The following is an 11,530-nucleotide window of genomic DNA, read 5'->3' on the forward strand; positions in this document are numbered from 1 at the left end:
CGCAGAGTTCGCAGAGGCGCAGAGAACGCAGAGTTTTGATTTTCTCTGCGAGCTCTGTATCTCTGCGTTCTCCGCGTTGAGAGAGGTTAAGGATTTTTACAATGTCTGATTTCGGAAAAGTAGCGGTTCTCTTCGGCGGCACGTCGGCCGAGCGGGAGATTTCTTTGAAGAGCGGTTCGCGCGTGCTGGCGGCGTTGCAGAGCCAGGGCGTCGATGCGCATGCCTTCGATCCGGCCGAGCGCAAGCTCGACGAGCTGGCCGGTTTTGACCGCGCCTTCATCGCCTTGCACGGTCGTCACGGCGAGGATGGCACGATTCAGGGGGCGCTCGAGCTGATGGGGATTCCCTACACCGGGAGCGGTGTCATGGCGTCCGCGATCGGTATGGATAAATGGCGGACCAAGCTTCTGTGGCGTTCGGTCGGTCTGCCGATCCCGGAATTCGTCATGCTGGATGCGTCGAGCGATTTCGACGCCGTCGAGAAGCAATTGGGCTTGCCGCTGTTCGTCAAACCGGCCTGCGAAGGCTCGTCGATTGGTGTGACCAAGGTGCGTCAGGCGGGCGAATTGCGCGCTGCCTATCTCGAGGCCGCCAAGCATGATTCATTGGTGATCGCCGAGAAGGCCGTGCTCGGTGGCGAATACACCGCCTCGATCCTTGGCGACACCGCCTTGCCGATCATCAAGATCGAGCCGGCGACCGATTTCTACGACTACGAAGCCAAATACTTCCGCGATGACACCGCCTACCGCTGTCCGTGCGGCCTGCCGGAAGCGCGCGAGCTTGAAATCCGCGCGCAGGCGCTCGAAGCCTTCCGCGTCCTCGGTTGCCGTGGCTGGGGGCGGGTCGATTTTCTGATGGACGAGCAGGGCAATGCTTACATGCTCGAAGTGAATACCTCACCGGGTATGACCGACCATTCGCTGGTGCCGATGGCGGCGCGCGAGGCGGGAATCTCCTACGAGCAACTCGTGGTGCGCGTGCTTGCGCTGGCCAGTTTAGGGTGATTAAGGCTTAAGCGATGTGGAACCGGCCGCAACTGATGACTGCTGTTTCCGACCTGCTCTATCTGGCAGGTGCGGCGGCATTGGTTGTCGCTGGCGTACTGTGGGTGGCGCGGCTGCCGTTGTTCCCCATTCGCGAAGTGGTGGTGACGAATACGTTGCGCGAAGTGCGGCGCGTCGAACTGGAACGCTTGATGGCGACGCGACTGAGCGGAAACTTCTTCAGCGTCGATGTGGAGCGTGTGCGCAAGTCGCTCGAGGAACTGCCTTGGGTGCGCCGTGCGCAGGTGCGCCGGCAGTGGCCGTCACGCATCGAGGTCGGGATCGAGGAGCACGTGCCGGTGGCATTCTGGGGTTCGGCGACGGGCCAGTTGGTGAACTCGCACGGCGAGATCTTTGCGGCGGCCATGAGTGTGACGCCGGAAGAGGCGATGCCGGTGCTGACTGGGCCGACAGGGTTCGTGACCGAGATGCTCGATTTTTATCATCAGGCGCAGGGCGTCCTGAAACCGACCGGGCGGGTGCCGCGTGCCTTGAACGTCTCGCCGCGTCTGGCCGTGCAGCTGCGACTCGACGACGGCATGCTCGTCGAACTGGGCCGCGAACAGGCCAAGGTGCCTCTGCGCGGTCGGCTCGCGCGCTTTGTCGAGTACTACAACAGTGTGATGGCGGTCGCCAATGCGCGGCCGGCAACGGTGGATTTGCGGTATCCGAACGGATTTGCGCTGCACATCGCAGCGACGCAGGCAATTGAAGGAAAAGGGAAACCATGAGCAGGGATAGCAAGGAACTCATCGTCGGCCTCGATATCGGCACGACCAAGATCGTGGCGCTGGTCGCTGAAGTCACGCCCGAGGGGCGGCTTAACATCATCGGCATGGGGTCGCAGGATTCGCGCGGGCTGCGCAAGGGCGTCGTCGTCAATATCGAGGACACCGTGGCCGCCATTTCGCGCGTCATCCAGGAGGTCGAGCTGATGGCCGACTGTCAGGTCAAGGATGTCTATACGGGCATCGCCGGCAGCCACATCAAGAGCTTCAACTCGAACGGCATGGTGGCGATCAAGGACAAGGAAGTGACGCCGATGGACATTGAGCGCGTCGTCGAAACGGCGCGCGCCATGCCGATTCCGGCCGATCAGGAAATCCTGCACATCCTGACGCAGGAATTCATCATCGACGATCAGGACGGCATCCGCGAGCCGATCGGCATGAGCGGCTTCCGTCTCGAAGTGAAGGTGCATATCGTCACCGGCGCCGTTTCTGCCGCGCAGAATATCGTCAAGTGTGTGCGCCGCTGCGGGCTGGAGGTCAACGACCTCGTGCTGCAGCCGCTGGCCTCGAGTTTCGCCGTGCTGTCCGAGGACGAGAAGGATCTCGGCGTCTGTCTGATCGACATCGGCGGTGGCACCACTGACATTGCCGTGTGGACGCAGGGCGCCATCCGCCATACCTCGGTGATTCCGATCGCCGGCGACCAGATCACCAACGATATCGCCATGGCGCTGCGCACGCCGACGCGCGAAGCCGAGGAGATTAAGTGCAAGTACGGCTATGCGCTCGCCGATCTGGCCGATCCCGAGGACGTGCTCGATGTGGCCGGCGTGGATGATCGTCCGTCGCGCAAGTTGTCGCGCCGGGCGCTGGCCGACGTGATCCAGCCACGTGTCGAGGAATTGTTCGAGCTGGTGCAGGCCGAACTGCGCCGTTCCGGCTTCGAGGAAGTCTTGTCGTCGGGCCTCGTGATTACCGGCGGCTCGGCGGTGATGCCGGGAATGATCGAACTGGGTGAGGAGGTTTTCCACATGCCGGTTCGCCTCGGCTGCCCCAAATACAACGGCGCGCTGGCCGACGTCGTGCAGGCCCCACGCTTTGCGGCGGCCTGCGGGCTGCTGCTCGAAGCGCAGACGCAGCGCAAGCGCGGCATGAAAGTGCGCGAGACGCGCGACGTCAAACAAGTTTTTGGACGTATGAAGTCCTGGTTTGAAAAGAATTTCTGAACATCATCGGAACACTACCAACAGTTTTTTGCGGAGGAGAAGGCCATGTTTGAAATCATCGAGAAAGAAGAAACAAGCGATGTGGAAACCGTGATCAAGGTGATTGGCGTCGGCGGTGCCGGCGGCAATGCCGTCGATCACATGATTCGTGAGGGCGTCATGGGCGTCGAGTTCCTCGCCGCCAATACCGATGCGCAGGCGCTGGGCCGCAGCGTTGCGCACAAGAAGCTGCGCCTCGGCAAGTCCGGGCTCGGTGCCGGCGCCAAGCCGGAAGCTGGCCGTGGTGCCGCGCTGGAAGAGCGGGAGCTGATTGCGGAATCGCTCAAGGGCGCGCACATGGTCTTCATTACCGCCGGCATGGGCGGTGGCACGGGTACCGGTGCCGCGCCGATCGTCGCCGAAGTGGCGCGCGAACTGGGTATCCTGACCGTTGCCGTGGTCACCAAGCCGTTCGAATTCGAAGGCAAGCGCCTGAAGATCGCCGATGCCGGGATTGCCGAACTGCAGAAGAACGTCGACTCGCTGATCGTCATCCTCAATGACCGTCTGATGGACGTGCTCGGCGAAGACGTTTCGATGGACGAAGCCTTCAAGGCGGCCGACAACGTCCTGCGCAACGCCGTCGGCGGCATCGTCGAAATCATCAACTATCCGGGCCTCGTCAACGTCGACTTCGAAGACGTGCGCACGGTCATGGGCGAAATGGGCATGGCGATGATGGGGTCGGCGAGTGCTTCCGGCGTCGATCGCGCCCGCATTTCCGCCGAACAGGCGGTTGCTTCGCCGCTGCTCGAAGGCGTGCATCTCTCCGGCGCCAAGGGCGTCCTCGTCAACATCACGGCGACGCGCGGCCTGAAGATGAAGGAAGTGAATGAAGTGATGAGCACCATTCGCGAATTCGCGGCCGAGGATGCGCACATCATTTTCGGTGCCGTCTACGACGAGTCGATGGGCGAGGAAATCCGCGTTACCGTCGTGGCCACCGGCCTTGGCCAGGCGCAGGCACGCCGCCAGGGCTTTACGGTCGTCGAAACGCCGACGATGCAGGCGACTGGCACGGACGGTCTGTTCGCCCAGTCGGCGCAAGGGATCGACTACAGCCAGCTTGATGTGCCGGCGATTGTCCGCAATGGCCGCAGCAACCGTAACAGCTCGACCGTCGAAGCGCTGGCCAATAGCGGCATCGATCGCTATGACATCCCGGCCTTCCTGAGAAAACAGGCCGACTAAAAAAGGAAACGCCCCGGCCTCCGCACCGGGGGGCGTTTATAAACCTTTACTCCGCATGGTGGGAGTTGCCGTGGTCGCGACGCGTGGCGTGCATGCTACAATGCGTGTCCCGGTAATTCCCTGTTTTTTCAAGCAGATACAGCCATGCTCAAGCAGCGTACCCTCAAGTCACTGATCCGCGCCTCCGGCGTCGGATTGCACTCCGGCATCAAGGTCAACATGACGCTGCGCCCGGCGGCGCCCGATACGGGCATCGTTTTCCGGCGCGTCGATCTCGATCCGATTGTCGATCTGCCCGCATCGGCGCTCGAAGTCGGCGATACGCGCATGTGTTCGTGCCTTGAACGCGGTCAAGCCAAGGTGGGGACGATCGAGCATCTCATGTCGGCTCTGGCCGGTCTCGGCATCGATAACGCCTATGTCGACCTCGACGCGGCGGAAGTGCCGATTCTCGACGGATCCGCGTCACCCTTCGTGTTTCTCATCCAGTCGGCGGGTATCGAGGAGCAACCCGCGCCGAAGAAATTCATCCGCGTCAAACGGCTGATCGAAGTGCGCGAGAGCGACAAAGCAGGCGAAAAGTGGGCGCGCTTCGAACCGTACAACGGCTACAAGCTGAATTTCTCCATCGTTTTCAATCATCCGGCTATCGACCGCACCGGGCAGCAGGTTACCTTCGATTTTTCCGATCACTCCTACGTGCGCGAAATCGCGCGCGCGCGCACCTTTGGCTTCATGCAGGAGGTCGAATGGCTGCGCGAGAACGGGCTGGCCCAGGGCGGCGGCCTCGATAACGCCGTTGTGCTCGACGAATACCGCGTGCTCAATGCCGATGGCTTGCGCTACAGCGACGAATTCGTGAAGCACAAGGTGCTCGACGCCATCGGCGACCTGTATCTCCTCGGCCACCCGCTGCTGGCGTCGTTCACGGCGCACAAATCCGGCCATGCGTTGAACAACCTTCTAGCGCGCGAACTGCTGGCCAACCCCGATTCTTGGGAGTTCGTGACCTTCGAGGACGAGGCGCAGGCGCCGGCCAACGTGATGCGCTGGCTGGCGCAACCGGCTGCCGCGGCGTGACGCCATGTGGCTGATGCGTTTGCTGGCCGTGCTGACGGCCATCGGCATTGCCGGCAGCGTTCTCTGCTACCTCTTTACCAACGACCGGCGTTATCTCCGTTTGGCGTCGCGGCTATTCCGCTTCACGCTGATTGCGGTGCTTCTGTTCTTCGGCCTGCTGATCCTGGAACGGGTCGCCGTTATTCCCCTTGTTATTCCTTTTTAGCGGCCCGATCGAGCAGGTGGGCGAGCGCGGTGCGCAACGGCGAGTCGCCGGGTAACGTTTCGCGCAAGCTGTCCAGTGTCCGGCTGGTGGCGGCACTCAACGGCTTCAGCGTGCACGTGTCCAGCGGCCGGTCGGTCAATGCTGTGTGCACCTTGACCTGCACGCCGTTGCACTCGATGCCCTTCTTGATGAACCCGGCCGTCAATGTTGGCGCCAACTGGCGCAACTTGGCGGCGACGGCTCCGCTGTTGGCGTGGATGACGATGGTTCCCGACTTGTAGTTGGCGAGCGAACTCGACTGGGCGAGGTGGGCCGGTGCCAATTGCTGGTAGAGATGCGCGAGCTTCATCAGCAAACGGGCGTGCGCGATCACCTTGGTGGCTCCATCCGGTGTGTCGAGATAATCGTCGAGGGTGTTTGGCATGGGTGTGTCGGGGGCGAGAGGGGCGCTATTATCGCCCTGGAATCCCCATCGGGAAAGGCTGAGGCCGGGGCCGCGTGTTAGAATCGCGCCTTTCCATTCGCCTGAGTTATCCAGAATGATTCCCGGCCTCCTCAAGAAGATTTTCGGCAGCCGCAATGACCGGCTGATCAAGCAGTATTCCGCCGTTGTTCGTCAGATAAATGCGCTGGAGGCGGGAATCAGTGCGCTTTCCGACGACGAGTTGCGCGGCAAGACGGCCGAGTTCAAATCCCGTATCGCCAATGGCGAAACCCTCGATTCCCTCCTGCCGGAAGCCTTTGCGGTCGTCCGTGAAGCCGGCAAGCGCGCGCTCGGCATGCGCCACTTCGACGTTCAGCTGATTGGCGGCATGGTGTTGCACTACGGCAAGATCGCCGAAATGCGCACCGGCGAAGGCAAGACGCTGGTCGCCACTTTGCCGTCCTACCTGAACGCGCTGTCCGGCAACGGTGTGCACGTCGTCACGGTGAACGACTACCTTGCCCGCCGCGACGCCGAGTGGATGGGGCGTTTGCACCGCTTCCTCGGCCTCACCGTCGGCATCAACCTGTCGCAAATGGCGCACGAGGACAAGCAGGCCGCCTACGCTTCCGACATCACCTACGGCACCAACAACGAATTCGGCTTCGACTACCTGCGCGACAACATGGTCTATGGCGCCGCGGAGCGCGTGCAGCGCAAACTGAATTTCGCCATCGTCGACGAAGTCGACTCGATCCTGATCGATGAAGCGCGCACGCCGCTCATCATTTCCGGCCAGGCCGACGACCGCACCGATCTCTATGTCCGCATGAACCAGGTGGCGCCGATGCTGACGCGCTGCCAGGAAGAAAACGGCCCCGGCGACTACTGGGTCGACGAGAAGGCGCACCAGATTCTGCTTTCCGAAGAAGGCTACGAGCACGCCGAAGAAGTGCTGGCCCGGCTCGGCCTGCTGCCCGAGGGCGGCAGTCTTTACGACGCCTCGAACATCATCCTCATCCATCACCTGTATGCCGCGCTGCGCGCCCACAACCTGTTCCTCAAGGATCAGCAGTACGTGGTGCAGAACGGCGAAGTCGTCATCGTCGATGAATTCACCGGCCGCCTGATGGCCGGGCGACGCTGGTCGGAGGGGTTGCATCAGGCCGTCGAAGCCAAGGAAGGCGTGCAAATCCAGAACGAGAACCAGACGCTGGCCTCGATCACCTTCCAGAACTACTTCCGCATGTACAACAAGCTGTCCGGCATGACCGGTACGGCGGATACGGAAGCGTACGAATTCCAGCAGATCTACAACCTCGAAACGGTCGTCATTCCGACCAACCTGCCGGCGCAGCGCAAGGATTTCAACGACCAAATTTTCCGCACGGCCGACGAGAAATTTGCCGCCATCATCGCCGACATCCGCGAGTGCCAAAAGAAGGGGCAGCCGGTGCTGGTCGGAACGACCTCCATCGAGAACTCGGAACTGCTGTCGCAGTTGCTTGACCGCGAAAAACTGCCGCATCAGGTGTTGAACGCCAAGCAGCACGCGCGTGAAGCCGAGATCGTCATCCAGGCTGGCCGGCCCGGCATGATTACCATCGCCACCAACATGGCCGGTCGCGGAACCGACATCGTGCTCGGCGGCAGTATCGAGAAACAGGTCGACGCAATTCGCGACGACGAAACGCTCGACCAAGCGACCAAGGATGCCAGGATCGCCGCGCTCAAGGCCGACTGGCAAAAGCTGCATGAACAGGTCGTCGCCGCCGGCGGTCTGCACATCATCGGCTCCGAGCGCCACGAGTCGCGCCGCATCGACAACCAGTTGCGCGGCCGCGCCGGTCGTCAGGGCGACCCCGGTTCCTCGCGCTTCTTTCTGGCGCTCGATGATTCGCTCCTGCGTATTTTTGCCGGCGAGCGCCTGAAGGCGATCATGGATCGTCTGAAAATGCCGGAAGGCGAGGCCATCGAACACCCGATGGTGTCCCGCTCGCTCGAATCGGCGCAGCGCAAGGTCGAAGGCCGCAACTTCGATATCCGCAAACAGCTGCTCGAATACGATGACGTTGCCAACGACCAGCGCAAGGTGATCTACGCGCAGCGCAACGAACTGCTTGAAACCGAGGATATCTCCGAGACGATTACCGCCATGCGCCAGGGCGTGCTGAACGACACGTTCCGCCGCCACGTACCGGTCGACAGCGTCGAGGAGCAGTGGGATCTGCCGGCGCTGGAGAAGGAACTGGCCGCCGAATTGCACATTTCGCTGCCGGTGGCCGAATGGGTCAAGAGCGAACCGACGCTCGGCGACGAGGCCATCCTCAAGCGCATCATCGAGCAGGTCGACGAGCTCTACGCCGCCAAGGTGGATGCTGTCGGCGCCGAGAACTTCCACCAGTTCGAGCGCAACGTCATGCTGCAGAGCCTCGACACGCACTGGCGCGAACACCTCGCCGCCCTCGATCACCTGCGGCAGGGCATCCACTTGCGCGGTTATGCGCAGAAGAACCCGAAGCAGGAATACAAGAAGGAAGCCTTCGAACTCTTCGAAATGCTGCTCGACGCCGTGCGTGCCAACGTGACGCGCCTGCTCGTTACCGTCCAGATTCGTGCCGAGGAAGTCGAGGAAACCGCGCCGCACGCCGACGTGCATAACGTCCAGTACCACCATGCCGACTACGATGCAGCACTCGCGGGAGAAGGGGAGGACGGCGAAGCGTCCGAAGAAGCTGGTGTCGCACCGCGCCACGCCGAACCGAAAATCGGCCGCAACGATCCGTGCCCCTGCGGCTCCGGCAAGAAGTACAAACAGTGCCACGGACAACTGAGCTAACGTTTAATCATTAACCGCATTCGACGCAGAGGGCGCAGAGATACGGAGAACGCAGAGTTCTTCCCGGTTTTCTCTGTGCCCTCTGCGTATCTATGTATTTCTGAGATCTCTGTGTTGAAAGAGGTAAGAACATGACCGTCAATTACGCCACCCCCGCTCCCGAAGCTCTTTTCCCCGTTGCCGGCGTTGCGCTCGGCATTGCCGAGGCAGGTATCCGCAAGGCCGACCGCCGCGACCTGACGCTGATCGCGCTCGAACCCGGTTGCACCGTCGCCGGCGTGTTCACTGAAAACCGCTTCTGCGCGGCGCCGGTGCAGCTGTGCCGCAAGCATCTCGGCGCGGGCAGCGAAATCCGTGCCCTCGTCATCAACACCGGCATCGCCAACGCCGGCACTGGCGAGCCCGGCCTGCTGGCTGCACAGGAAACGTGCGCCGCCGTCGGCCAGCTGATCGGTGTCAAGCCGGAGCAAGTGCTGCCGTTTTCCACCGGCGTCATTCTCGAACCGCTGCCCGTCGATCGCCTGATCGCCGGGCTGCCGAAATGCAAGTCCGACCTCCAGGCCGACAACTGGCACAGCGCCGCGCACGGCATCATGACGACCGACACGGTGGCCAAAGCCGCCTCGCGCCGTATCGAAATCAACGGCAAAACGGTGACGATCACCGGCATCAGCAAGGGCGCCGGCATGATCAAGCCGAACATGGCGACCATGCTTGGCTTCGTCGCCACCGATGCCGGCATCGCCGCGCCGCTACTGCAACAACTCGTGCGCGAAGCCGCCGACGAATCGTTCAACTGCATCACCGTCGATGGCGATACCTCGACCAACGACTCCTTCATCCTGATCGCTTCCGGCCAATCGGGCGTCAGCTTCGCTGATGCCAGTGCGGCAGGCTACGCCGAACTGCGCGCCGCGATCATCGCCCTCGCGCGCGAACTCGCCCAAGCCATCGTCCGTGACGGCGAAGGCGCCACCAAGTTCATCACCATCGCCGTCGAAGGCGGCAAGGACCGCGACGAGTGCAAGAAAGTCGGCTACGCCGTCGGTCACTCGCCACTCGTCAAAACCGCCTTCTTCGCCTCCGACCCCAACCTCGGCCGCATCCTCGCCGCCATCGGCTACGCGCAGATCGACGCGCTCAACGTCGACACCATCCGCGTCTGGCTCGGCAGCGCCGGCGAAGAGGTGCTGGTTGCCGAAAAAGGCGGCCGTGCCGCTGCCTACCGCGAGGAAGACGGCGCCCGCATCATGCAGGCGCAGGAAATCACCATCCGCATCGACCTCGCGCGCGGCAACGCCCGCGGCAACGTCTACACCTGCGATTTTTCGTACGACTACGTGAAAATCAACGCCGACTACCGGAGCTAGGCCAACAGCGAATTCAACGAATTCAACGAAATCCAGCGAAGTACACAAAGCCCGCGTAAAACCGGGCTTTTTCACATCAGCAGGCTCGACAGCTGCTCCCGGGGGATGCAGCGGTTGCGTGTCCGGGTCGAATGACCCAGAGCCCGCCGATTTTCCACCTCGCTAAGCTGATCTGTCGTGGGGCAGGGGAAGTTGTCTGGTTCGACCGACTACCACCGGCCCGGCTCGCGCTTGCGTGGTTGTGGCACCATCTGCAACGGACGTGCGACGTCCTCCAGTTCCCGCTGCCATGCGGCGCGCCGCACATCTTCCGCCACATGACGCTCCAGCCGTACTTGCCGCAGACGCAACTGTTTGTGCCAGATTGCCGCCGACAAGGCGATGATGATGGCGCCGCCAAGCAGCACCAGCCATAGCCCGTTGATTCCATCCGGCGCGGCCCGGCGGCGTGGCGCTGCCGGGCGCACCGGCTCCGACGCCGCCGCATCCTGACGCTCACTCGCCGCCCCGGCATCGGGCGCTGCTGCTGCCGCGCTGGCGGCCTCAGGCGATTTTTCCTTACCGGCCACCTCTGCCAGTTGGCCAGTCTCCTGGCTCTCGGAGTCACCGGCCGGCCGCACACCCCGTTCGCCGGAACGCTCCGCCGGCCCGCGTTCCGCCTTGGGCGGCATCGGTGCGAACCACGCCACCGCCATGAACACAAGGCCCGCCGCAATGAAGGCGAAAATATTGCCGAGCTGGCCAAGGGCGCCGAAGTCGAACAGCACCAGCTTCAGCGCTGCCGCCAGCAGAAGCACCGAGCCGATGCTCCACAGCGAACGCGAAGCGCGGCGCGTGCCCCACCACGCCAGCCCGGCGCCGAAGATCACCCACATCAGCGACGCCACGGCGGGCAGCTGCATCCGGTAGATATCCGACGCATCCATGACCGGGATATCCGGTCCGAAAACGCGCAGGATCATCGCCTGCAGGTAAAAGGCGACGGCCATCACGAACAGCGCCCCCATGCCAAAGCCGATCTCGTCCTCCTCCCGGCTATAGCGATTGAAATAGACGATCAGGTAAGCCAGCGCCAGCGTCTCAAACAGCACCGGCCACACCCCGCGCTCGATATAAAAGAGCGTCACGCCAAGCAGCGCGAAGGCGATGAAGCACACATGCATCGGCTGAATCCACTCGTTCCAGCGCGGGCTGGAACGCAACCAGAGCCGCGCCGCCAAACCACCGAGCGCCGCCCCTGTCAACGGCGATTCAAAACTGATACAGATTTTTGTTGGGCAGCGATTCAAAACTGACACACCCCGGACACTTCATTTGCGCTGATCGCGTTGCCGAGAGGGAGGGGCGAAGGCCCGACCGGAAGGCGGCGCGATCAGCGC

10 protein-coding genes are annotated in these 11,530 nt (G+C 62.5%); 8 read left to right on the forward strand and 2 right to left on the reverse strand.

The window, feature by feature from the left end; genetic code table 11:
- Window positions 1–101 precede the first annotated feature (101 nt).
- The 6 genes from GH659_RS13200 (at window position 102) to GH659_RS13225 (ending at window position 5,518) form a co-directional block, all read left to right on the forward strand.
- Window positions 102–1,007, forward strand: coding sequence for a D-alanine--D-alanine ligase (locus GH659_RS13200; protein WP_153111901.1), 906 nt, complete (start codon window positions 102–104; stop codon window positions 1,005–1,007).
- Between the two features lie 35 nt (window positions 1,008–1,042).
- A complete protein-coding gene (locus GH659_RS13205) occupies window positions 1,043–1,777 on the forward strand; it encodes a cell division protein FtsQ/DivIB (protein ID WP_246167853.1) in 735 nt (244 codons plus the stop codon).
- Entirely contained in the window at window positions 1,774–3,003 is a 1,230-nt protein-coding gene (ftsA, locus tag GH659_RS13210; protein ID WP_153111903.1) for a cell division protein FtsA, read from the forward strand. The genes GH659_RS13205 and ftsA overlap by 4 nt, the downstream gene beginning before the upstream one ends.
- Window positions 3,004–3,048: 45 nt before the next feature.
- Window positions 3,049–4,233, forward strand: a complete 1,185-nt coding sequence (gene ftsZ / locus GH659_RS13215) for a cell division protein FtsZ (protein WP_153111904.1) — start codon at window positions 3,049–3,051, stop codon at window positions 4,231–4,233.
- A gap of 144 nt (window positions 4,234–4,377) precedes the next feature.
- On the forward strand, window positions 4,378–5,313 hold the full coding sequence (gene lpxC / locus GH659_RS13220; RefSeq protein ID WP_153111905.1) for a UDP-3-O-acyl-N-acetylglucosamine deacetylase: 936 nt from the start codon (window positions 4,378–4,380) through the stop codon (window positions 5,311–5,313).
- A 4-nt stretch (window positions 5,314–5,317) separates the two neighbouring features.
- On the forward strand, window positions 5,318–5,518 hold the full coding sequence (locus GH659_RS13225) for a hypothetical protein (protein ID WP_153111906.1): 201 nt from the start codon (window positions 5,318–5,320) through the stop codon (window positions 5,516–5,518).
- Here the strand turns inward: GH659_RS13225 and GH659_RS13230 are convergent.
- Window positions 5,505–5,942: a DciA family protein gene (locus tag GH659_RS13230; protein ID WP_153111907.1), complete on the reverse strand. Its 438-nt coding sequence runs from the start codon at window positions 5,940–5,942 to the stop codon at window positions 5,505–5,507. The genes GH659_RS13225 and GH659_RS13230 overlap by 14 nt on opposite strands.
- Before the next feature lie 115 nt (window positions 5,943–6,057).
- On the opposite strand from GH659_RS13230, the gene secA reads away from it, so the two are divergent.
- Both secA and argJ read left to right on the forward strand, forming a co-directional pair.
- Window positions 6,058–8,781: a preprotein translocase subunit SecA gene (gene secA / locus GH659_RS13235; protein ID WP_153111908.1), complete on the forward strand. Its 2,724-nt coding sequence runs from the start codon at window positions 6,058–6,060 to the stop codon at window positions 8,779–8,781.
- A 131-nt stretch (window positions 8,782–8,912) separates the two neighbouring features.
- A complete protein-coding gene (argJ, locus tag GH659_RS13240) occupies window positions 8,913–10,151 on the forward strand; it encodes a bifunctional glutamate N-acetyltransferase/amino-acid acetyltransferase ArgJ (protein WP_153111909.1) in 1,239 nt (412 codons plus the stop codon).
- 209 nt (window positions 10,152–10,360) lie between these two features.
- Here argJ and GH659_RS13245 read toward each other — a convergent pair whose 3' ends face one another.
- Window positions 10,361–11,449: a DUF2339 domain-containing protein gene (locus GH659_RS13245; protein ID WP_153111910.1), complete on the reverse strand. Its 1,089-nt coding sequence runs from the start codon at window positions 11,447–11,449 to the stop codon at window positions 10,361–10,363.
- Window positions 11,450–11,530 lie beyond the last annotated feature (81 nt).

The organism is Propionivibrio limicola, from assembly GCF_009469695.1.
Classification (GTDB): Bacteria; Pseudomonadota; Gammaproteobacteria; order Burkholderiales; family Rhodocyclaceae; genus Propionivibrio; species Propionivibrio limicola.